Below are 22633 nucleotides of genomic sequence, written 5' to 3' on the forward strand. Positions count from 1 at the left end.
CGCCTCCGCCGCCGCGGGCGGACCGCCTTCGGCCGACTGCCTTGGCCGCCGCGGGTGGACCGCCTCTGGCCGCCGCGGGCCGACCGCCTCCCCCCCGTCGTGGGACTCTCCCCCCGCCGCCATGGGCCTCTCCGGCCGCCGTCGCGGGCCGTCCGTGACCGGCGGTGGGAGAGAGGGAGGGCGCGAGGCGCTCCGTCAGGCCGCCCCCGGTGACGGTGTCAGGTGGGCCGCGAGCCAGGTGGGGACGCCGCCCAGGAGGCGGAAGAGGCGGCGGGCCTCCTCGCGCAGCCGGGTCGCCTCCGGTTCGGCCTCCGTCTCGGCGAGCGAGGCCAGCGCCGGGGCCGTACCGACGAGGTAGCCCAGTTCCTCGCGGATGCGCAGGGACTCGGCGAAGCCGTGCCGGGCCTCGGCGATCTCCCCGTCGCGCAGCGCCAGCCCGGCCAGGTGCCGCCAGGTGAACGACAGCAGCAGCGGATCGGCGTGCGCGGTGGCCCCGGCGTGCGCCCGCCGGTACGCCGCCCGCGCCGCCTGCGGGGAGCGGGTGAGGTTCTCCGCGAGCAGTCCGCGCCGGAAGTCCAGCAGCGCCCGCCCCCGCGCCCCCGGCGCGATCAGCGCCGCCGCCCGGCCCAGCGCCGCCCGCGCCTCGTCGGCCCGGTCCCGCACACCGTGCAGGGTGGCCGCGTAGGCGAGCTGCCCGCGTTCGCAGGCGGCGGCCCCGCGCTCCTCGTCGCCGTGCGCGAGCGCCTCGGCGGTGCGCAGCGCGTCCTCGGCCTCCTCCCAGCCCTGCTCGGTGTAGAGGCACCGCTCCACCAGCAGCGCGGCCCGCTGGAGCGCGGCGGGCGCGGTGTCCGGCCGCAGCAGGGCGGCCGCGTCGGCCCAGCAGGCGCGCGAACGCAGCCGCCATATCGCGGTCTGGAGCGGATCGTCACTTGCGGTGGTTCCCGTACCAGACATGGCGGGGTGCGCCACGTTGCCCTCCCTAGCACGCCGTCGAGCCCGAGTGGTGGGCGCATCTCAGCACGGAACGCCGGGCGCGGCCAAGAGGGTGGGTGAAAGAATTCACAAAGTAGTGGCGCTCGGGGACCGCGGGGCGGCCCGCCGAGAGGTCAGCTCATGCGCAGTGCCAGGAAGAAATCCAGCTTGTCCTCCAGCTTCGACAGGTCGCGCGCCGTCAACTGCTCGATCCGGCCGACGCGGTAGCGCAGCGTGTTGACGTGCAGGTGCAGCCGGGCCGCGCAGCGGGTCCAGGAGCCGTCGCAGTCGAGGAACGCCTCCAGCGTCGGAATCAGCTCCGCGCGGTGCCGCCGGTCGTACTCCCGCAAGGGGTCCAGGAGCCGGGCGGTGAAGGCGCGGCGCACGTCGTCGGGGACGAACGGCAGCAGCAGGACGTGCGAGGCGAGTTCCTGGTGGCCGGCCGCGCAGACCCGGCCGGGGCGGGCGGCGGCCACCCGCCGGGCGTGCCGGGCCTCCTCCAGCGCGCCGCGCAGCCCCTCCGCCGAGTGCACCGCCGCGCTGACGCCGATCGTGACCCGCCCGTCCCCGTCCAGCCCCGCCGCCAGCGGCTCCCGTACCGCCTCCAGGAGCGCGTCGGCGACGACGCCCGCCTCGGAGCCGTCGTGCCCGCCCGCGACGGCCGGCAGCGGGACCAGCGCGACGGCCTCGTCGCCGGCGTGCGCCACCGCGATGCGGTCGGAGTGCTCGGGACCGGTCGCCCGGGGGTCGACGAGGACCTCTTCGAGCAGCGCCTGGGCGCCGCGGCCGCTGTCCGGCCCCCCGGCGTCCCGGTCGTCCCACTCCACCCGGGCCACCACCACCTGCCAGTGCGGGGCGGCGCCCAGCCCCGGCAGCAGCACCGGCGCCGCCACCCGCAGCCGGGCCGCGATCTCGGCGGGCACCGCCCCCGACTGCACCAGCTCCAGCACCTCCTGCGCGAGGCGCCGCCGGACCGTGCGGGCCGCGTCCCTGCGGTCCCGCTCGACGGCGATCAACTGGGTGACGCCGTGCAGCAGGTCCAGCCGTTCCTCCGCCCAGTCCCCGGCGTCCGCCTCGACCGCCAGCAGCCAGTCCGACAGCACCGTCTCCCGCACGTCCCGCGCCACCCGCGCGCCCTGCGGGTCCCGCCCGCCGCCGCGCACCGGGAAGAGGCTGTAGACCGTCCCGGCCAGCGCCACCCGGTGCGGCGCCCGCCGCCCCGCGCGGGTGGCCGCCAGGTGCTCCGCCGCCAGCCTCGCGCACACCTCGGGGGCCGGCGCGGGGCCCGCCACCCTGGCGGCGGCGACGGTCCGCCCGGTCGGCGACAGCACCCAGGCCCGCAGGTCCAGGTCGGAGCCGAGCAGGTCAAGGACGACGTCCGGGCCGCCGCCCGCCGGTCCGGAGGTCATCATCCGGCGGTGCCGGTCGACGACGGCGGCGAGGTCCCCGGCGCGCTCGCCGGAGACCTGCCGCACCACGTGCTCGGTGATCGTCGCGAACGCCACCGACTCGTGCACCGCGAACAGCGGCAGCCGGTGCCGGGCGCACGCCACCACCAGGTCCTCGGGCACCTCGCCCAGCTCCGCCTCACCGGCGGCGAGCGCGGCCACCCCCGCCTGCGCCAGAATCCGTACGAACGGCTCGGAGTCGGCGGCGTCACGGCGCCAGGCGAGGCCGGTCAGCACCAGCTCCCCGCCGGAGAGATAGCGGCTGGGGTCCCGCAGGTCGGTGGTCATCACCCCGCGCACGGCGCGGTCCAGCTCGCTCTCGCCGCCGAGCAGTCTCAGGCCCAGCGCGTCCGTGTCCAGCAGTGCGCGCAGCCGCATTCTCGTCGCCGCCGTTCTCTGTCTCGAAGCGTGTTCCAGGTCACGCGGCTGTGTCGCGCGTTTCCACAGGAGATCGAGGAGGTTACCGAGGACCTCCGTTCATATGAATCTACAAGACGATTGCCCTGGCCAGCCAACTCCTTCATGGTTTCTGCGACTGACCCCGGTGGCGCACGGAGCTGTGTACTGAGCCCACTCAGCGTGAACAGCACATGAACGAGCCGGGCCCGCCGCACACGGATTGGCTCAATCCCCACGCCCCACGAGACGAAGAAGAGAGCCGGTCATGGACTTCCTTCGCCCCGCCAGTTGGGAGGAGGCGCTCGCCGCTAAGGCCGAGCACCCCACCGCTGTGCCGATCGCGGGCGGCACCGACGTGATGGTCGAGATCAACTTCGACCACCGCCGGCCCGAGTACCTCATGGACCTCAACCGCGTCGGCGAACTGGCCGAGTGGGAGGTCGGCCAGGAGAGCGTACGGCTCGGTGCCTCCGTGCCGTACACCCGCATCATGGAACACCTGCGCGCCGAACTGCCGGGGCTCGCCCTGGCCGCGCACACCGTCGCCTCCCCGCAGATCCGCAACCGCGGCGGCGTCGGCGGCAACCTCGGCACCGCCTCCCCGGCCGGCGACGCCCACCCGGCGCTGCTCGCCGCAGGCGCCGAGGTCGAGGCGGTCTCGGTGCGCGGCACCCGCATGATCCCCATCGACGCCTTCTACACCGGCGTCAAGCGCAACGCGCTCGCACCCGACGAGCTGATCCGCGCCGTGCACGTCAGGAAGGCCGACGGACCGCAGCAGTTCTCCAAGGTCGGCACCCGCAACGCCATGGTGATCGCCGTGTGCGCGTTCGGCCTCGCGCTGCACCCCGGGACCCGGACGGTCCGCACCGGCATCGGGTCCGCCGCGCCGACGCCGGTGCGGGCCACGGCCGCCGAGGAGTTCCTGAACGCGGCCCTGGCGGAGGGCGGCTTCTGGGACAACGGCAAGGTCGTCACCCCCTCCGTCGCCAAACGGTTCGCCCAGCTCTGCTCGGCCGCCTGCAACCCGATCGACGACGTCCGGGGCACCGCGAGCTACCGCCGCCACGCGATCGGCGTGCTGGCCCGCCGCACGCTGACGTGGACCTGGGAGTCGTACCGCACCGCCGAGCGAAAGGGAGGCGCCGCCTGATGCGCGTCAACTTCACCGTCAACGGACGTCCCCAGGAGGCCGACGACGTGTGGGAGGGCGAGTCCCTCCTGTACGTGCTGCGCGAGCGGCTCGGCCTGCCCGGCTCCAAGAACGCCTGCGAACAGGGCGAGTGCGGCTCCTGCACGGTCCGCCTGGACGGCGTGCCCGTCTGCTCCTGCCTGGTCGCCGCCGGCCAGGCCGAGGGCCGCGAGGTCGTCACGGTCGAAGGGCTGGCCGAGTACGCCAGGGAACGGGCCGGCGACCCGGCGCGGGAGAGCGGGCTCGCCCCGATCCAGCAGGCGTTCCTCGACGCCGGCGCCGTCCAGTGCGGCTTCTGCACGCCCGGCCTGCTCGTCGCCGCCGACGAGATGCTGGAGCGCAACCCCGACCCGAGCGACGCGGACATCCGCGAGGCGCTCTCCGGCAACCTGTGCCGCTGCACCGGCTACGAGAAGATCATGGACGCGGTGCGCCTGGCCGCCGCCCGCCAGTCCGAGGGGGTCTGACCATGGCAGCCAACGGCGCACCCACGAAGCTCACCCAGGAAGCCCCCGCCAAGGGCGGCATCGGCGAGTCCACGCTCCGCCCGGACGGCACGCTCAAGGTCACCGGCGAGTTCGCCTACTCCTCCGACATGTGGCACGAGGACATGCTCTGGGGCCAGATCCTGCGCTCCACCGTCGCGCACGCCGAGATCGTCTCCATCGACACCTCCGAGGCGCTCGCGCTGCCCGGCGTGTACGCGGTCATGACCTACGACGACCTGCCGACCGGCGTACGCCACTACGGGCTGGAGATCCAGGACACCCCCGTCCTCGCCCACGGCAAGGTCCGCCACCACGGCGAGCCGGTCGCCCTCGTCGCCGCCGACCACCCCGAGACCGCCCGCCGCGCCGCCGCGAAGATCAAGGTCGAGTACCGGGAGCTGCCCGTCGTCACCGACGAGGCGTCCGCGACCGCACCCGGTGCCGTACTCGTCCACGAGCACCGCACCGATCACCACATGGGCCACGTCCCGCACCCCAACATCGTCCACCGCCAGCCCATCGTGCGCGGCGACGCCGGGGCCGCGGCCCGCCGGGCCGACGTGATCGTCAAGGGCGAGTACACCTTCGGGATGCAGGACCAGGCGTTCCTCGGCCCCGAGTCCGGACTCGCCGTGCCCGAGGAGGACGGCGGCGTCCACCTCTACATCGCCACCCAGTGGCTCCACTCCGACCTGCGCCAGATGGCTCCCGTGCTCGGGCTGCCCGAGGACAAGGTGCGGATGACGCTCTCCGGCGTCGGCGGCGCGTTCGGCGGGCGCGAGGACCTGTCCATGCAGATCCACGCCTGCCTGCTGGCACTGCGCACCGGCAGACCCGTCAAGATCGTCTACAACCGGTTCGAGTCCTTCTTCGGCCACGTCCACCGCCACCCCGCCAAGCTGTACTACGAGCACGGCGCCACCCGCGACGGCAAGCTGACCCACGTCAAGTGCCGGATCGTCCTGGACGGCGGCGCGTACGCCTCCGCCTCCCCGGCGGTGGTCGGCAACGCCTCCTCGCTCGGCGTCGGACCCTACGCCGTCGACGACGTCGACATCGAGGCGATCGCCCTCTACACCAACAACCCGCCCTGCGGCGCGATGCGCGGCTTCGGCGCGGTCCAGGCGTGCTTCGCCTACGAGGCGCAGATGGACAAGGTGGCCCGGGAACTCGGCCTGGACCCGGTGGAGTTCCGGCAGCGCAACGCCATGGAACAGGGCACGCTCATGCCCACCGGGCAGCCCGTCGACTCACCCGCGCCGGTCGCCGAACTGCTGCGCCGCGTCAAGGCGATGCCGATGCCGCCGGAGCGCCAGTGGGAGTCCAGCGACGGAGCGGACGTACGCCAGTTGCCCGGCGGCCTGTCCAACACCACGCACGGCGAGGGCGTCGTGCGCGGGGTCGGGTACGCGGTCGGCATCAAGAACGTCGGGTTCTCCGAGGGCTTCGACGACTACTCGACCGCGCGGGTGCGCCTGGAGGTGGCCGGCGGCGAGCCGGTGGCCACCGTGCACACCGCGATGGCCGAGGTCGGCCAGGGCGGCGTCACCGTGCACGCCCAGATCGCCCGCACCGAGCTGGGCGTCGCCCAGGTGACCATCCACCCGGCCGACACGGCGGTGGGCAGCGCCGGTTCGACCTCGGCGTCCCGGCAGACGTACGTCACCGGCGGCGCGGTGAAGAACGCCTGCGAGCTGGTGCGGGAGCGGGTGCTGGAGATCGGGCGCCGCAGGTTCGGCTCGTACCACCCGGCCTGGGCCACCGCCGAACTGCTGCTGGAGGGCGGCAAGGTGGTCACCGACGGCGGCGAGGTGCTCGCCGACCTGGCGGACGTCCTCGAAGGCGAGGCCGTCGAGGTCGAGGAGGAGTGGCGGCACCGGCCGACCGAGCCCTTCGACCCGCGCACCGGCCAGGGCAACGGGCACGTCCAGTACTCCTTCGCCGCGCACCGCGCGGTGGTCGAGGTCGACACCGAACTCGGCCTGGTCAAGGTGATCGAACTGGCCTGCGCGCAGGACGTCGGCAAGGCGCTCAACCCGCTCTCCGTCGTCGGGCAGATCCAGGGCGGCACCACGCAGGGCCTGGGCATCGCCGTGATGGAGGAGATCGTCGTCGACCCCGAGACGGCCAAGGTGCGCAACCCCTCCTTCACCGACTACCTCATCCCCACCATCCTCGACACCCCGACCATCCCGGTCGACGTGCTCGAACTCGCCGACGAGCACGCCCCGTACGGGCTGCGCGGCATCGGTGAGGCCCCCACCCTGTCCTCCACCCCGGCGGTCCTCGCGGCCGTCCGCGACGCGACGGGCCTCAGCCTGGACCGCACCCCGGTCCGCCCGGAGCACCTCACCGGAACGGCGTAGCTCCGCCCCCCGTCGCGGGCAGGCGTGCCGCAGGGCGGCACGGGTGGGCGCGACGGCATCCCGGCGCCGGGCAACGGCCTCATCCACGGTCACCCCGGCGCCGGCCACCTCAAGGTGCGGTTAACGGGCCGTCCCCCGACTGCGGCACCTCCCAAATCCCGTGACCACACATGGCACGGGTGCCCCTGTGAACCTTGGGAGACGGCACCATGACCCAGCAGTCAGCGGAGCCCACGACCACCGCCGAGGACGCGGGCGCGGGCTCCCGCGTCCCGGCGGGCCGGTCGTGGCTCGACCGCTACTTCCACATATCCCGGCGAGGATCGACCGTGGCGCGCGAAGTGCGCGGCGGCGTCACCACCTTCATGGCGATGGCGTACATCCTCCTGCTCAACCCCCTGATCCTGTCCGGCGAGGACGCGGCCGGGAACACCCTCGCCACCAAGGCCCTGATCACCGCCACCGCCTCCGCCGCGGCCCTGAGCACCCTGCTGATGGGCTTCGTCGGCAAGGTGCCGCTCGCGCTCGCCGCCGGCCTCTCCGTCTCCGGCGTGCTCGCCTCGCAGGTCGTCCCCGAGATGACCTGGCCGCAGGCGATGGGCATGTGCGTGGTCTACGGCGTGGTGATCATGCTCCTGGTGGTCACCGGCCTGCGCGAGATGATCATGAACGCGATCCCGCTCGCGCTCAAGCACGGCATCACCATGGGCATCGGCCTGTTCATCGCGATCATCGGCTTCTACAAGTCCGGCTTCGTCCACCAGGGCAAGGCCACCCCGCTCACCCTCGGCCCGGCGGGCGAACTCGCCGGCTGGCCGGTGCTGCTGTTCTGCGGCACCCTCCTGCTGATCTTCATGCTCCAGGCGCGGAACGTCCCCGGCGCCATCCTCATCGGCATCGTCGCCGGCACCGCCGTCGCCGCCCTGCTGAACGCCGGCGGGGTGGTCGGCGCCGGGCAGTGGGCGGGCGGTGCCCCGGAGCTGCACGGCGGCGCGGTCTCCAGGCCCGACTTCTCGCTCTTCGGCGACGTCGGGTTCGGGGGCTGGGGCGAGGTCGGCGCGATGACCGTCGGCATGATCGTGTTCACCCTGGTGCTCGCCGGGTTCTTCGACGCGATGGCGACCATCATCGGCGTCGGCACCGAGGCGCGACTCGCCGACGACCAGGGCCGGATGCCGGGCCTGTCCAAGGCGCTGTTCATCGACGGCGCCGGCGGCGCGATCGGCGGGGTGACGGGCGGCAGCGGCCAGACGGTGTTCATCGAGTCGGCCACCGGCGTCGGCGAGGGCGCCCGGACCGGACTCGCCTCGGTGGTGACCGGCGCCCTCTTCGCGGCCTGCCTGTTCTTCACGCCGCTCACCGCGATCGTCCCGCAGGAGGTCGCGTCGGCGGCGCTGGTGGTGATCGGCGCGATGATGCTGATGAACGCCCGGCACGTGGACTGGGCGGACCGGGCGACCGCGATCCCGGTCTTCCTGACCGTGGTGCTGATGCCGTTCACGTACACCATCACCACCGGCGTCGCCGCCGGCGTCATCGCCTACACGGCGATCAAGGCGGCGCAGGGCAGGTTCCGGGAGGTCGGCGCCTTCATGTGGGTGCTGACGGCCGTCTTCCTCGTGTACTTCGCCCTGAACCCGATCGAGAGCTGGCTGGGCGTGCGTTAGCCGTCCGGCCGGGGAACCCGTCCCTCCACCCCGATCTTCCCGAGGAGACCGACAGATGCTGGACATCGCCGAGGAACTGCACCGGTGGATCGGGCAGGGACGCGACTTCGCGGTGGCCACGGTGGTGGCCGTCAGCGGCAGCGCCCCGCGCCGGCCCGGCGCCGCCCTCGCGGTGGACGCCGACGGCACGGCGGTCGGGTCGGTCTCCGGGGGCTGTGTGGAGGGCGCCGTGTACGAGCTGTGCCGGCAGGTGCTCCAGGACGGCACGACCGTCCTGGAACGCTTCGGCTACAGCGACGCCGACGCCTTCGCCGTGGGCCTGACCTGCGGCGGGGTCATCGACATCCTGGTCACCCCGGTCCGGGCGGACGACCCCGCCCGGCCGGCGGCGGCGACCGCGCTGGCCGCCGCCGCGTGCGGGGAGGCGGCGGCGCTCGCCCGGATCGTGGCGGGCCCCGCGCACCTGTTGGGCCGCGCGGTGACGGTGCGGCCGGACGGCTCCCGCGACGGCGGCTTCGGGGCGCATCCCGCGCTGGACGCCACGGTGGCCGCCGAGGCGCGGGCCTTCCTGGACGCCGGGCGCACCGGCACCCTGGAGATCGGCGAGCGGGGCTCGCGGTGCGGGGCGCCGCTCACCGTGCTGGTGGAGTCGTCGGTGCCGCCGCCCCGCATGATCGTGTTCGGCGCGATCGACTTCGCGTCGGCGCTGGTCCGCGTCGGCCGGTTCCTGGGCTACCGGGTGACGGTGTGCGACGCCCGGCCCGTCTTCGCGACCGAGGCCCGCTTCCCCGACGCCGACGAGGTCGTCGTCGCCTGGCCGCACGAGTACCTGGAGCGGACCGGGGTGGACGCCCGCACGGTGCTGTGCGTGCTGACCCACGACGCCAAGTTCGACGTACCGCTGCTGAGGCTGGCGCTGAGGCTGCCGGTGGCGTACGTCGGGGCGATGGGCTCGCGCCGCACCCACCTGGACCGGGAGGCGCGGCTGCGCGAGGTCGGCGTCGGGGACCTGGAACTGGCCCGGCTGCGATCCCCGATCGGCCTGGACCTGGGCGCCCGTACGCCCGAGGAGACCGCGCTGTCCATCGCGGCCGAGATCGTCGCGGCCCGGCGCGGCGGCAGCGGCGTCCCGCTGACCGGGGCGCACACCCCGATCCACCACGACGAACCGGCCCCGGTCGCCCAGATGTCCTGACCCGGCCGCCCGGCCGCCCGGCCGGCGCCCCGGCCGTCGTCCGTCGCGGCCGTCCGTCCGCCCCGCCGTCACGGCCGCCGCAGCAGCCGGTTGACCGCGCGGCCGAAGACGTACCGCCCCGTGCGGGCGACGAGGGCGTCGAAGAGGGGCGGGAGCGGGCGGATGCCCAGTTCCTCGCGCCACACCACCCGGGTCCGGCCGCCGGGGCCGGGCCGGACGTCGATCTCCGCCCAGCCCCGCACCAGCTTGCCGCGCTTCTCCAGCCGGCAGTGGCCGGGCCCGCCGTCCAGCGGGGGCCGCCAGACGGTCACCTCCATGGGGTCCTCGAAGGCCAGCGGCCCGAGCCCGGTGCGGGCCACCACGAGCGTGCCCGGACCGGTGGGCCCGGCGGGGGCGACGGTGACCCGGGTCAGCGGCACCGCGTCACCGTGCCGGTGCCACGCGGTGAGCCGGCGCCAGGTCTCGGCCGGCGGCAGCGGAGCCGTGCGCTCCAGCGAGAAGGTGACCACGCGACGATCGTAGGGACTCCCGGACCGCCCCGCCGTCGAAGCCTTGTTCGAGGGATGCGCATTCGAGATACGGAGGGCACTCACCGGGTTACCCGCCGGAGACGGAAGTGACGGCGAGCGTGAGGAGAGTCCCGTGAGTGAACGCCCCGAGGGCGGCCGGCGCTGGCGCCGGGCGCTGGTGACCGGCGGAGCCGGATTCGTCGGGTCCCATCTGTGTGCCAGACTGCTCGGCCCCGGCACCGAGGTCGTCTGCCTGGACAACCTGGCCACCGGCACCCGCGCCAACGTCGCCGAACTGGAACACCGGCCCGGCTTCCGCTTCGTCCGGGCCGACGCCACCGACCCCGCCGCCCTCACCGGCCTGCCCGGCCGGTTCGACCTGGTCCTGCACTTCGCCTGCCCCGCCTCGCCCGCCGACTACCTCCGGCTGCCCCTCGAAACCCTCGACGTCGGCAGCACCGGCACCCGCAACGCCCTGGAGCGGGCCCGCGCCGACGGCGCCCGCTTCCTGCTCGCCTCCACCTCCGAGGTCTACGGCGACCCGCTGGAGCACCCCCAGCGCGAGAGCTACTGGGGCAACGTCAACCCGGTCGGCCCGCGCAGCGTCTACGACGAGTCCAAGCGGTTCGCCGAGGCCCTGACCACCGCCCACCACCAGGTGCACGGCACCGACACCGCCATCGTCCGCATCTTCAACACCTACGGGCCCCGGATGCGCACCGGCGACGGCCGCGCCGTGCCCACCTTCATCGCCCAGGCCCTGGACGGAATGCCGCTCACCGTGGCCGGCGACGGCGGCCAGACCCGCTCCCTGTGCTACGTCGACGACACCGTGGACGGCGTCCTCGCCCTCGCCGCGTCCGGCGAGCGGGGCCCGGTGAACATCGGCGGCGGCGAGGAGATCACCATGCTGGAGCTGGCCCGCCGGATCATCGACCTCACCGGCTCCGGCTCCCGAATCCGCTTCGTCGAACGCCCCGTCGACGACCCCGGGCGCCGCCGCCCCGACACCACCCTGGCCCGCGAGAGACTCGGCTGGCGGCCCCGTACCGGCTGGAACGAGGGACTGGAACGCACCATCGGCTGGTTCGCGCACACCGTCGCCGCCTGAATCCGGGCAAAGCGTTACGGATGGTGATTTTTCCTGTCTTTTTCGGAGTTGAGCTGTCTCCAAGTGTTTGAGACAGCCGCCCCAAGGCACCCGCGACCCGGAAGCGACACAGGACGGAGCATCCCCCATGCGCATCCTTGGTATCAACGCCCTGTTCCACGACCCCGCCGCCGCACTGGTCATCGACGGCAGGACCGTTGCGGCCGCCGAGGAAGAGCGCTTCAGCCGCCGCAAGCACGGCAAGCGGCCGGTGCCGTTCTCCGCCTGGGAGGTACCGGAACTCTCCGCCCGCTGGTGCCTGGAGCACGCCGGCGTCGAGCCCGGTGACCTGGACGCCGTCGCCTACTCCTTCGACCCCCGGCTCGCCCGGCCCGCCGCGGACATGGGACTCGACGACCCCTGGGACCCGCTGCGCCTGGAGTACGCCCGCCGCGCCCCGCGGTTCCTCGCCGAGGCGCTCCCCGGACTCGACCCCGACCGGGTCGTCTTCGTCCCGCACCACGTCGCCCACGCCGCCTCCGCCGGACCGGCCTCCCCGCACCCCGACAACGACGTCCTCGTCCTCGACGGGCGCGGCGAGTGCGCCTCCCACCTGGCCGGGCGCTACCGCGACGGCAAGCTCGACACCCTCGCCGCCCAGGCCCTGCCGCACTCGCTCGGCCTGGTCTACGAGGAACTGACCGAACACCTCGGCTTCCTGCGCAGCAGCGACGAGTTCAAGGTCATGGCCCTCGCCTCCTACGGCAAACCCCGCTTCCTGGACACCCTGCGCGAGCACGTCCACGCCACCGGCGACGGCGGCTTCCGCGCCCACGGCGTCGACTGGGCCGCCCTCGCCCCCGCCCGGGGCAAGGGCGAGGAATGGACCCAGGACCACGCCGACCTGGCCGCCAGCGCCCAGGCGGTGCTGGAGGAGACCCTGCTGGAACTGGTGCACTGGCTGCACCGCGAGGCCGGCGGCGAGTTCCTCACCATGGCCGGCGGCGTCGCCCTGAACTGCGTCGCCAACTCCGAGATCGCCGAACGCGGCCCCTACCGGGACGTCTGGGTGCAGCCGGCCGCCGGTGACGCCGGGACCGCGCTGGGCGGCGCCCTGCACCTGGCCGCCGCCCAGGAGGGCACCGCCCCCGAGCCGATGCCCGGCGCGGACCTCGGCCGGGGCTGGAGCGACGAGGAGATCCGCGCCTGGCTGGAGACGGCCGCCGTCCCCTACGAGGAACCGGACGACATCGCCGAGACGGTCGCCGAGGAACTGGCCCGGGACGGCGTCGTCGCCTGGTTCCAGGGCCGCAGCGAGTACGGCCCCCGCGCCCTAGGCCACCGCTCCCTGATGGCCCACCCCGGCCGGGCCGCGAACCTCGAACGCCTCAACCAGGTCAAGGGCCGCGAGGAGTTCCGCCCGGTCGCCCCGATGGTGCTCGCCGACCGCGCCGGCCGCATCTTCTCCGGCGGCCCGATCCCCAGCCCGTACATGCTCTTCGTGCACGACGTCGCCGCCGAGTGGCGCGACCGCATCCCGGCCGTCGTGCACGTCGACGGCACCGCCCGGGTCCAGACCGTCGAGGAGCGCCGCGAACCGCTGGTCGCCCGGATGCTGGCCGCCTTCGAGCGGCGCACCGGACTGCCGGTCGTGGTCAACACCAGCCTCAACACCGCCGGGCGGCCCATGGCCGACGACCCGCGCGACGCCCTGGAATGCTTCGGTTCCGCGCCCGTGGACCTGCTGGCCATCGGACCGTTCGCGGTGCGCCGGGGGAAGGCGTTCGCATGACGGACACCTCCACGACCGGGTACGCCGTCGTGATCCCGACCCTCGCCCGCGCCACGCTGGCCGACTGCCTGGCCGCGCTGGTCGCCGCGCACGGCCCCGAACCCGACGAGATCGTCCTCGTGGACGACCGGCCCGGCCCGGACCCCGACCCCGGCGCGCTGGAGCACCCGCTCGGCGTCCTGGGCGACCTGCGCGAACGCACGGTGGTGCTGCGCGGCGGCGGACGCGGACCGGCCGCCGCCCGCAACACCGGCCTGAGCGCGGTGGTCTCCCCGTGGACCGCGTTCCTCGACGACGACGTGCAGGTCGGCCCGCACTGGCGGGACCAGCTCGTCCAGGACCTCGCCGAGGCCGCCCCGGACACCGCCGGCGTCCAGGGCGTCATCGCCGTACCCCTGCCCGGCGAGCGCCGCCCCACCGACTGGGAGCGCGGCACCGCCGGACTCGCCACCGCCCGCTGGATCACCGCCGACATGGCCTACCGCACCGAGGCGCTCAAGCAGGTCGGCGGCTTCGACGAACGCTTCACCCGCGCCTTCCGGGAGGACGCCGACCTCGCCCTGCGCGTCCTGGACGCCGGATGGCGCATCCGGCAGGGCCGGCGCACCACCCGGCACCCGGTGCGCCCCGCCGGCCGCTGGGTCTCGCTCGGGCAGCAGCGCGGCAACGCCGACGACGCCCTGATGCGGCGCCTGCACGGCCCCGACTGGTGGGCCAAGGCGGTCGCGCCCCGGGGCCGGTTCCGCCGGCACGCCGCGATCACCGCCGCCGGCGCCGCCGCCCTGCTGCTCGCCGCCGCCGGCCGCCCCCGGGCCGCCGCGGCCGCCGGGCTCGCCTGGGCGGCCGGCACCGCCGAGTTCACCTGGGCCCGCATCGCCCCCGGACCGCGCACCCGGCACGAGGTGACCACCATGCTCGCGACCGGCGTCCTCATCCCGCCGGCCGCCACCTGGCACCGGATCAGCGGGGAGTGGCGCCACCGGTCCGCCCCCGCCTGGCAGGAGATGACCGCATGAGCCCCGTCAAGGCCGTCCTGTTCGACCGCGACGGCACCCTCGTCCACGACGTCCCCTACAACGGCGACCCCGACCGGGTCCGCCCCGTCGACGGCGCCCGCGAGGCCCTCGCCCTGCTGCGGCACCGCGGCATCGCCACCGGCGTCGTCACCAACCAGTCCGGCATCGCCCGCGGCCTGATCACCGACGCCGACGTGCGCCGCGTCAACCACCGCGTCGACGAACTGCTCGGCCCGTTCGACGTGTGGGCGATCTGCCCGCACGGCCCCGACGCGGGCTGCCACTGCCGCAAACCCGAACCCGGGCTGATCCTGTGGGCGGCCGGACGGATCTGCACCCACCCCGCCGACTGCGTCGTCGTCGGCGACATCGGCGCCGACGTCGAGGCCGCCCGCCGGGCCGGCGCGCACGGCATCCTCGTGCCCAACCAGGCGACCCGCCCGGAGGAGACCTCCGCCGCCGACCACGTCGCCGCCGACCTGATGACCGCCGTACGCGCCGTCCTCGGCGGGCCCCGCAAGGGCCGGGGACCGGCCGGCGAGGACCCCGTCGAGGCCGCCTGGGCCATGCCGCCCGCGCCGCCCGCCGATCCGTGCGGGAGGCCGGGATGAGAGCGATCGTGACCCGGCTGGACAGCTTCGGGGACGTCCTCCTCGCCGGCCCCGCGGTGCGCGCCGTCGCCGCCCGCGCCGACCACGTCACCCTGCTGTGCGGCCCGCGCGGCGCCCCCGCCGCCCGTCTGCTGCCCGGCGTCGACGAGGTACTGGTGTGGGACGCGCCCTGGGGCGGCTTCGCGCCGCCCGCCGTGGACCGCGCGGAGATCGACGCCCTCGCCGACCGGATCGACGCCGACACCGGGCTGATCCTCACCTCCTTCCACCAGTCGCCGCTGCCCACCGCCCTGGTGCTGCGACTGGCCGGGGTGCGCCGCCTCGCCGCCGACAGCGTGGACTACCCCGGCTCGCTGCTCGACCTGCGCCACCGCCGCGCCCCGGACGCCCACGAGGCCGAGGCCGCGCTGGACCTGGCGGAGGCGGCCGGGTTCCCCAGACCCGACGACGGCAGGCTGCGGGTGCGCACCCCGCCGGCCGTCACCGGCCTGACGGGCACCGGCCCGTACGTCGTGCTGCACCCCGGCGCCAGCGTCCCCGCCCGCGCCTGGAGCCCCGAGCGCGCCGCCGAGGCGGTCCGGGAACTGGCCGCCGCCGGACACCGCGTCCTGGTCACCGGCGGCCCCGGCGAGCGCGACCTCACCGCCTACGTCGCCGGCCGGCACGGCACCGACCTCGGCGGCCGCACCGAGGCCCCCGAACTCTCCGGCGTGCTGGCCGGCGCGGGCGCCGTCGTCACCGGCAACACCGCGCCCGCCCACCTCGCCGCCGCCGTCGGCACCCCCGTCGTCTCCCTGTTCGCCCCGGTCGTCCCCGCCGGACGCTGGCGGCCCTACGGCGTCCCCTACGTGCTGCTGGGCGACCAGGACGCGCCCTGCGCCGGCAGCAGGGCCCGGCAGTGCCCGGTCCCCGGCCACCCCTGTCTGAACACCGTCACCGCCACCGACGTCGCCGCCGCCGTCGAGAAACTCCTGGGGGACGCATGAGGCTCCTCATCTGGCACGTGCACGGGTCGTGGACCACGTCCTTCGTGCAGGGCCCCCACACCTACCTGGTCCCCGTCACCCCGGACCGGGGCCCCGACGGCCTGGGCCGCGCCCGCACCTGGGACTGGCCCGGCTCGGTGCTGGAGGTGCCGCCCGAGCGGCTGCGCGAGGAGCACATCGACCTCGTCGTCCTGCAACGCCCGCACGAACTCGGCCTGGTCGACCGGTGGCTGGGCCGCCGCCCCCCGCTGGTCTACCTGGAGCACAACGCCCCCCACGGCGACGTGCCCGACACCCGCCACCCCGCCGCCGGCATCCCCGGCGTCACCCTCGTCCACGTCACCCACTTCAACCGGCTGATGTGGGACGCGGGCGCCACCGAGACGACCGTCGTCGAACACGGCATCGTCGACCCCGGGCACCGCTGGACCGGCGAACTCGACCGCGCCGCCGTCGTCGTCAACGAACCGGTCAGGCGCGGCCGGACCACCGGCACCGACCTGCTGCCCGTCTTCGCCCGCGCCGCCCCCCTCGACGTGTTCGGCATGCGCACCGAGGGACTCGCCGAGCACATCGGCGTCGACCCCGGCCGCTGCCGCACCCAGGACGCCGTACAGCGCGACCTGCACGCGGAACTCGCCCGACGGCGGGTGTACGTCCACCCCGTGCGCTGGACCTCCCTCGGCCTGTCCCTGCTGGAGGCCATGCACCTGGGCATGCCCGTGGTCGCCCTCGCCACCACCGAGGTGACCGAGGCGGTCCCGCCCGGCGCCGGGGTGGTCTCCAACCGCATCGACGTACTGACCGACGCCGTACGCGACTTCCTCGCCGACCCGGCGCACGCGCGCGCGGTCGGCGAACGGGCCCGTGCGGCGGCCCTCGCCCGCTACGGGCTGTCCCGCTTCCTGGACGACTGGGAGCGGCTGCTCAAGGAGGTGACCCGATGAGGATCGCCATGGTGTCCGAGCACGCGAGCCCCCTCGCCGCGCTCGGCGGCGTCGACGCCGGCGGCCAGAACGTGTACGTGGCCCGCCTCTCCGAGGAACTGGCCGGGCGCGGGCACGAGGTGGTCGTCTACACCCGCCGCGACTCGCTCGACCTGCCCGACCGGGTGCCGCTGCCCGGCGGCGCCGTCGTCGAGCACGTCCCGGCCGGGCCCGCCGAGACCGTCCCCAAGGACGGCCTGTTCCCGTACATGCCGGCGTTCGGCGCCCATCTGGCGCGCGCCTGGGGGCAAGAGCGGCCCGACGTGGTCCACGCCCACTTCTGGATGTCCGGACTCGCCGCCCAGATCGGCGCGCAGCCGCACGGCGTCCCCGTCGTGCAGACCTTCCACGCCCTGGGCACCGTCAAGCGGCGCCACCAGGGGATGCGGGACACCAGCCCGTACGAGCGGATCGGCATCGAGCGGCAGATCGGCCGCACCTGCGCCCGGGTCCTGGCCACCTGCACCGACGAGGTGGTCGAACTCGGCGACCTGGGCGTGCCCCCGCGCCAGGTCTCCGTGGTGCCCTGCGGCGTGGACGCCGAGCACTTCCGGCCCGCCGCCGGTGCCGGCCGCGCCCCCGAGCGGCGCCGCCGGCACCGGCTGCTGTCCTGCGGCCGGCTCGTCCCCCGCAAGGGCTACGACCTGGCCGTACGCGCCCTGGCCCACCTCCCCGACACCGAACTGCTGGTGGCCGGCGGCCCCCCGGCCGGCGATGTGTGGGCCGACCCGGAGGCCGAGCGCCTGGCCGGGATCGCCCGCCGGGCCGGGGTCACCGACCGGGTCCGGCTGCTCGGCGCCGTCGACCCGCGGGACATGCCGGCCCTGATCGGCAGCGCCGACCTGGTGCTGTGCACCCCGGTGTACGAGCCGTTCGGCATCGTGCCGCTGGAGGCGATGGCCTGCGGCGTGCCGGTCCTGGCCACCGACGTCGGCGGCCACCGCGACTCCGTCGCCGACGGCGTCACCGGCCGCCTCGTCGCCCCCGGCGACCCCGGGGCCGTCGCGGACGCCGCCCGCGCCCTGCTCGCCGACCCCGGACTCCGCCGCGAGCAGGGCCGGGCCGGCCGCGACCGGGTCCTGACCCACTACACCTGGCGGCGCGTCGCCGACGGCGTACAGCGGGTCTACCGCCGGACGCTCGCCGAACACGAACTGTCGAAGGAGGTGGCGTGATGACCGTGCACCCGCCCGTGGCCGGGCACTGCGACGAACTCCAGGACGCCCTGACCGCGTTCCGGGCCCGCGCGCACATCACCGAACGCTGGGGCGAGACCCTCGCCGGCGTGCTGTCCGGCGGCGGCCGGCTGCTCGCCGCGGGCAACGGCGGCAGCGCCGCGCAGGCCCAGCACCTGACCGCCGAGATCGTCGGCCGCTACCGCGACGACCGGCCGCCGTTCTCCGCGATCGCCCTGCACGCCGACACCTCCGCCACCACCGCCATCGCCAACGACTACGGCGTGCACGAGGTCTTCGCCCGCCAGGTCCGCGCCCACGGCCGCGAGGGCGATGTGCTGATGCTGCTCTCCACCTCCGGGGCCAGCGCCAACCTGCTGTCCGCCGCCGACGCCGCCCGCGCGGCCGGTCTGCGGGTGTGGGCGCTCACCGGCTGCGAACCCAACCCGCTGATGCTGGGCAGCGACGAGGCCCTGTGCGTCGAGGCACCCAGCGGCGCGACCGTCCAGGAACTCCACCTGGTCGCCGTGCACATGATCTGCGCGGCCTTCGACGCGGCCCTGGACCGCCCTACCGGCCGGGGGCGGGCCCATGGCTGACAGGACCCCGCTGGTGGTGGTCGGCGACGCCCTGCTCGACCGCGACCTGACCGGCTCCGCCGACCGGCTCGCGCCCGACGCGCCCGTGCCGGTGGTGGCGGAGTGCGCCGAGCGGACCCGGCCCGGCGGCGCCGCGCTCGCCGCCTACCTCGCCGCCCGCGACGGCCGCGAGGTCACCCTGATCACCGGCCTCGGCGACGACCCCGCCGCCCGCCAGTTGCGGGCGCTCCTCGAACCCTGGCTGACGCTGATCGCCCTGCCGCAGGCCGGTACGCTGCCGGAGAAGACCCGCGTCCTCGCCCAGGACCGGCCCGTAGTCCGCCTGGACCGGGGCGGCGGGCACGCCCGCGCCGCCACCGACGAGGCGCGCGCCGTGCTGCGCGCCGCGCAGGCCGTGTTCGTCTCCGACTACGGCCGCGGCACCGCCGACGCGCTCCGCGCGGAACTCGCCGACCGCCCGCCGCTGGTCTGGGACCCGCACCCGCGCGGCGGCGCCCCCGTCCCCGGCACCCGGCTGGTCACCCCCGCCGAGAAGGAGGCCCACGGCTTCGCCCCGCGCGGCGAGGCCGTGGGCGGCGGGCTGCGCGCCGCCGCGCACAGCGCCGCCGCCCTGGTACGCCAGTGGCGGGTCGCCGCCGTCGCCGTCACCCTCGGCTCGCGCGGCGCCCTGCTCTCCTACGGCGAGCACCCGCTGCTGGTGCCCGCGCCCGGCGCCCACCACGGCGACTCCTGCGGGGCCGGCGACCGGTTCGCCGCGACCGCCGCCGGACTGCTCGCCGACGGCGCCCTGGTCGGCGAGGCCGTCGAGGGGGCGGTCGCCGCCGCCACCGAGTTCGTCGCCGCGGGCGGCGCGGGCGCCCTGCCGCGCGCCGACTCCCGCGCCGCGCAGGACCCGCCCGCCGACGCCGACGACCCGCACGCGCTGGCCGCCCGGGTCCGCGCCCGGCACGGCACGGTCGTCGCCGCCGGCGGCTGCTTCGACCTGCTGCACGCCGGGCACGTCGGCCTGCTCCAGGCCGCCCGGCGGCTCGGCGACTGCCTGGTGGTGTGCGTCAACTCCGACGCCTCCGTCCGCCGCCGCAAGGGCGAGGGCCGCCCCGTCACCCCCCTCGCCGACCGCGTCCGCGTGCTGCGCGCCCTGGCCTGCGTCGACGCGGTCGCCGTCTTCGACGAGGACACCCCCGAGCGGCTCCTGGCCGACCTGCGCCCCGATGTGTGGGTCAAGGGCGGCGACTACGCCGGGGCCGACCTCCCCGAGGCCGCGCTCCTTCAGGAGTGGGGCGGCCAGGCCGTCCTCCTGCCGTACCTCGACGGCCGCTCCTCGACCGCGCTGCTGGCCCGCGCCGCGCAGGGGGTGCGATGACCACGCCGGTCCGGCCCCGGGTCCTCGTCCTGCGCGCCCTCGGCCTCGGCGACCTGCTCGCCGGGGTCCCCGCGCTGCGGGCGCTGCGCCGGGCGTACCCGCGCCACGAGATCGTGCTGGCCACCCCGGCGGAACTGGCCCCCCTGGCCGACGCCACGGGGGCCGTCGACACGCTGCTGCCCGCCGCCGCGCCCGGCCGGGCGGTGCCGCGCGCCCTGGACTGGACCGGCCCGCCGCCCGAGGTCGCCGTCGACCTGCACGGCAACGGACCGCCCAGCCACCGACTGCTGGCGGACCTGCGCCCGCGCACGCTGATGGCGTTCGCCCACCCCGGCACCCCGGAGATCGACGGACCGCCCTGGTACGCCGAGGAACACGAACGCGACCGCTGGTGCCGCCTGCTGGCGGCGTACGGCATCGACGCCGACCCCGCCGACCTGCTGCTGCCCCGCCCGCCGGACCCGTCCCCGGCGCCCGGCGCGGTGGTGCTGCACCCGGGGGCCGGCGCCCCCGCGCGCCGCTGGCCGGTGGAGCGGTACGCGGCCGTCGCCCGGGAACTGCGCGCCCGCGGCCTGCGGGTCGTGGTCACCGGCGGCCCCGGCGAGAGCGCCCTGGTGGCCCACCTCGCCGAGCAGGCCGGGCTGCCCGGCACCGACGTCCTCGGCGGCGGCCTGCCCTACCCGGTCCTGTCCGCCCTGGTCGCCGAGGCCCACGCGGTGCTCAGCGGCGACACCGGCATCGCGCACCTGGCCGTCGCGCACGCCACCCCGTCCGTGACCCTGTTCGGCCCGGTGCCGCCCACCCGCTGGGGCCCGCCCGGCCACCCCCGCCACCGCGCCCTGTGGCACCCCGGCCCGGACGGCGACCCGCACGGCCGCGACACCGACCCCGCCCTGCTGCGGATCACCGCCGACGAGGTCCTGGCCGCCGTCGGCACCCTCGACGCCCTCTGCGAGGCAGCCCCGTGAACCACGCCCTGTCCACCACCCGCGAAGACGCCCGCACCGACCGGCCCGGCCACGCCCCGGTGGGTGTCGTCATCGCCACCCGCAACCGCTGCGCGAGCCTCGCCGTCACCCTGCGCCACCTGCTCGCCCTGCCCGAACGCCCGGAGATCCTGGTCGCCGACAACGCCTCCACGGACGACACCCGCGCGCTGCTGGCCCGGGACTTCCCGCAGGTCCAGGTCCTGCCGCTGCCCCTGAACCGGGGCGCCACGGCCCGCAACGACGGCGTGCGCGCGCTCAGCACCCCGTACGTGGCGTTCAGCGACGACGACTCCTGGTGGGCGCCCGGCGCGCTCGCCACCGCCGCCCGCCTGTTCGACGAGCATCCCCGGCTCGGCCTGATCTCCGCCCGCACCCTGGTCGGCCCCGCCGGGTACGCCGACCCGCTCAACGGCGTGCTCGCCGCCTCCCCGCTCGGCGCGGCCACCGACCTGCCCGGCACCCAGGTCCTCGGCTTCCTCGCCTGCGCCTGCGTGGTCCGCCGCGAGGCGTTCCTGGACGCGGGCGGCTACCACCCGCTGCTGTTCTTCGGCGCCGAGGAGACCCTCCTCGCCTACGACCTGGCCGCCCGCGGCTGGGGCGTCACCCACTGCCCCGAGGTGACCGCCCACCACCACCCCGCCCCCGGCCCGCGCACCGACCGCCCGGCCGTGCTCCGCCGCAACGAACTGCTCACCGCCTGGCTGCGCCGCCCGCTGCCGCACGCGCTGGCCCGCACCCGCGCGCTGGCCGCCGAGGCCCGGCACGACCCGCACGCCCGGCGCGCGCTGCGCGAGACGCTCACCAGGCTGCCCGCCGCGCTGCGCGCCCGCCGGCCGCTGCCCCCGCACGTGGAGCGGGCCGCCCGCCGCCTGGACGGGGCCGCCGGATGAGCGACCCCCGCAGCACGGTCGTCGTCATCACCCACAACCGGCGCCCCGAACTCCTGCGCACCCTGGACCGACTCGCCGAACTCCCGGAAAGACCCCGGGTGATCGTCACCGACAACGCCTCCACCGACGGCACCGCCGGCGCCGTCGCCCGCCACCACCCGGAGGTGACCCTGCTGCGCCCCGGCCGCAACCTGGGCGCGGTCGGCCGCAACCTCGCCGTCCGCCGGGTCCGCACCCCGTACGTGGCGTTCTGCGACGACGACTCCTGGTGGGCGCCCGGCTCGCTGTCCGGCGCGGCCGACCTGCTCGACGCGCACCCGGCGCTCGGCGCCGTCACCGCCCGGATCGTGGTCGAACCGGCCGGCACCGAGGACCCCATCGTCGAGGAACTGCGCGACTCGCCCGTGCCCGGCCCCGGTTGGCTGCCCGGACCGGCGCTCGGGTCCTTCCTGGCCGCCGCGACCGTGCTGCGCGCCGACGCCTTCCGCGCCGCGGGCGGCTTCCATCCCCGGCTCTGGCTGGGCGGTGAGGAGGAGCTGCTCGCCGCCGACCTCGCGGCGGACGGCTGGTGGCTGACGTACGCCGACCACCTGACCATCCACCACCACCCGTCCGCGGTGCGGGACGCCACGCTCCGCCGGGCGCACGGCATCCGCAACACCCTGTGGTTCACCTGGCTGCGCCGGCCGGCCGGTTACGCCCTGCGCCGCACCCTGCACCTGGCCCGCACCGTCCCGCGCGACACCGCCTCGCTGCGGGCCTTCGCCGAGGCGACCGCCGCCCTGCCGTGGGTGCTGCGCGAGCGCCGGGTGCTGCCGCCCGAGGTCGAGGCCCGGCTGCGCACCCTGGAGCCGTCCCAGCGCGACTCCACGGCCCGCAGCTACACGGGCTGACCCGCGC

At 75.9% G+C, this 22633-nt stretch carries 20 protein-coding genes; 17 read left to right on the plus strand and 3 right to left on the minus strand.

Translation table 11 applies throughout. The features are described 5' to 3' along the window. Positions 1 to 195 precede the first annotated feature (195 nt). Positions 196 to 954 (minus strand): hypothetical protein, encoded by a 759-nt coding sequence (locus tag ACFY32_RS18135; protein ID WP_359198650.1) that lies wholly within the window; start codon positions 952 to 954, stop codon positions 196 to 198. A gap of 152 nt (positions 955 to 1106) precedes the next feature. Further along, positions 1107 to 2798, minus strand: a complete 1692-nt coding sequence (locus ACFY32_RS18140) for a PucR family transcriptional regulator (RefSeq protein ID WP_390674686.1) — start codon at positions 2796 to 2798, stop codon at positions 1107 to 1109. A 286-nt stretch (positions 2799 to 3084) separates the two neighbouring features. Between ACFY32_RS18140 and ACFY32_RS18145 the strand changes: the two genes are divergently transcribed. The 5 genes from ACFY32_RS18145 to ACFY32_RS18165 all read left to right on the plus strand — a co-directional run bounded on the left by ACFY32_RS18145 (position 3085) and on the right by ACFY32_RS18165 (position 9727). Next, complete coding sequence (locus tag ACFY32_RS18145) at positions 3085 to 3972, plus strand: FAD binding domain-containing protein (protein ID WP_359198416.1); 888 nt, start codon at positions 3085 to 3087, stop codon at positions 3970 to 3972. Continuing rightward, positions 3972 to 4478 (plus strand): (2Fe-2S)-binding protein, encoded by a 507-nt coding sequence (locus ACFY32_RS18150; RefSeq protein WP_359198419.1) that lies wholly within the window; start codon positions 3972 to 3974, stop codon positions 4476 to 4478. Before ACFY32_RS18145 ends, ACFY32_RS18150 begins: the two co-directional genes overlap by 1 nt. 2 nt (positions 4479 to 4480) lie before the next feature. Further along, entirely contained in the window at positions 4481 to 6865 is a 2385-nt protein-coding gene (locus ACFY32_RS18155) for a xanthine dehydrogenase family protein molybdopterin-binding subunit (protein ID WP_390674687.1), read from the plus strand. 209 nt (positions 6866 to 7074) lie between these two features. Then, the gene (locus ACFY32_RS18160; RefSeq protein WP_390674688.1) at positions 7075 to 8532 is read left to right on the plus strand and encodes an NCS2 family permease; all 1458 of its coding nucleotides are present in this window, start codon (positions 7075 to 7077) and stop codon (positions 8530 to 8532) included. A 55-nt stretch (positions 8533 to 8587) separates the two neighbouring features. Then, on the plus strand, positions 8588 to 9727 hold the full coding sequence (locus tag ACFY32_RS18165) for an XdhC family protein (RefSeq protein WP_390674689.1): 1140 nt from the start codon (positions 8588 to 8590) through the stop codon (positions 9725 to 9727). A gap of 68 nt (positions 9728 to 9795) precedes the next feature. Here the strand turns inward: ACFY32_RS18165 and ACFY32_RS18170 are convergent, their stop codons facing one another. Continuing rightward, on the minus strand, positions 9796 to 10236 hold the full coding sequence (locus tag ACFY32_RS18170; protein WP_359198431.1) for an SRPBCC family protein: 441 nt from the start codon (positions 10234 to 10236) through the stop codon (positions 9796 to 9798). A gap of 133 nt (positions 10237 to 10369) precedes the next feature. On the opposite strand from ACFY32_RS18170, the gene ACFY32_RS18175 reads away from it, so the two are divergent. The 12 genes from ACFY32_RS18175 (at position 10370) to ACFY32_RS18230 (ending at position 22626) form a co-directional block, all read left to right on the plus strand. After that, positions 10370 to 11347: a UDP-glucuronic acid decarboxylase family protein gene (locus ACFY32_RS18175; protein WP_359198434.1), complete on the plus strand. Its 978-nt coding sequence runs from the start codon at positions 10370 to 10372 to the stop codon at positions 11345 to 11347. A gap of 127 nt (positions 11348 to 11474) precedes the next feature. Then, positions 11475 to 13118 (plus strand): carbamoyltransferase C-terminal domain-containing protein, encoded by a 1644-nt coding sequence (locus ACFY32_RS18180; RefSeq protein ID WP_359198437.1) that lies wholly within the window; start codon positions 11475 to 11477, stop codon positions 13116 to 13118. Then, positions 13115 to 14134 (plus strand): glycosyltransferase family 2 protein, encoded by a 1020-nt coding sequence (locus tag ACFY32_RS18185; protein ID WP_390674690.1) that lies wholly within the window; start codon positions 13115 to 13117, stop codon positions 14132 to 14134. The genes ACFY32_RS18180 and ACFY32_RS18185 overlap by 4 nt, the downstream gene beginning before the upstream one ends. Further along, the gene (locus tag ACFY32_RS18190; protein WP_359198442.1) at positions 14131 to 14745 is read left to right on the plus strand and encodes an HAD family hydrolase; all 615 of its coding nucleotides are present in this window, start codon (positions 14131 to 14133) and stop codon (positions 14743 to 14745) included. The genes ACFY32_RS18185 and ACFY32_RS18190 overlap by 4 nt, the downstream gene beginning before the upstream one ends. Next, positions 14742 to 15731, plus strand: a complete 990-nt coding sequence (locus ACFY32_RS18195) for a glycosyltransferase family 9 protein (RefSeq protein WP_359198445.1) — start codon at positions 14742 to 14744, stop codon at positions 15729 to 15731. The genes ACFY32_RS18190 and ACFY32_RS18195 overlap by 4 nt, the downstream gene beginning before the upstream one ends. Beyond that, positions 15728 to 16678, plus strand: coding sequence for a glycosyltransferase (locus tag ACFY32_RS18200; RefSeq protein WP_390674691.1), 951 nt, complete (start codon positions 15728 to 15730; stop codon positions 16676 to 16678). Before ACFY32_RS18195 ends, ACFY32_RS18200 begins: the two co-directional genes overlap by 4 nt. Continuing rightward, entirely contained in the window at positions 16675 to 17892 is a 1218-nt protein-coding gene (locus ACFY32_RS18205; protein WP_359198451.1) for a glycosyltransferase, read from the plus strand. The genes ACFY32_RS18200 and ACFY32_RS18205 overlap by 4 nt, the downstream gene beginning before the upstream one ends. Then, entirely contained in the window at positions 17892 to 18491 is a 600-nt protein-coding gene (locus ACFY32_RS18210; RefSeq protein ID WP_359198454.1) for an SIS domain-containing protein, read from the plus strand. The genes ACFY32_RS18205 and ACFY32_RS18210 overlap by 1 nt, the downstream gene beginning before the upstream one ends. After that, positions 18484 to 19854 carry a D-glycero-beta-D-manno-heptose 1-phosphate adenylyltransferase gene (gene rfaE2 / locus ACFY32_RS18215; protein WP_390674692.1) on the plus strand — a complete coding sequence of 457 codons (1371 nt, stop codon included), beginning with the start codon at positions 18484 to 18486 and terminating at the stop codon, positions 19852 to 19854. The genes ACFY32_RS18210 and rfaE2 overlap by 8 nt, the downstream gene beginning before the upstream one ends. Continuing rightward, positions 19851 to 20822: a glycosyltransferase family 9 protein gene (locus ACFY32_RS18220; RefSeq protein WP_390674693.1), complete on the plus strand. Its 972-nt coding sequence runs from the start codon at positions 19851 to 19853 to the stop codon at positions 20820 to 20822. The genes rfaE2 and ACFY32_RS18220 overlap by 4 nt, the downstream gene beginning before the upstream one ends. Positions 20823 to 20830: 8 nt before the next feature. Beyond that, positions 20831 to 21733, plus strand: coding sequence for a glycosyltransferase (locus tag ACFY32_RS18225; RefSeq protein ID WP_359198653.1), 903 nt, complete (start codon positions 20831 to 20833; stop codon positions 21731 to 21733). Then, positions 21730 to 22626: a glycosyltransferase gene (locus tag ACFY32_RS18230; protein ID WP_359198463.1), complete on the plus strand. Its 897-nt coding sequence runs from the start codon at positions 21730 to 21732 to the stop codon at positions 22624 to 22626. Before ACFY32_RS18225 ends, ACFY32_RS18230 begins: the two co-directional genes overlap by 4 nt. Positions 22627 to 22633 lie beyond the last annotated feature (7 nt).

The sequence above is a fragment of the Streptomyces sp. NPDC000134 genome, assembly GCF_042899225.1.
GTDB lineage: Bacteria > Actinomycetota > Actinomycetes > Streptomycetales > Streptomycetaceae > Streptomyces.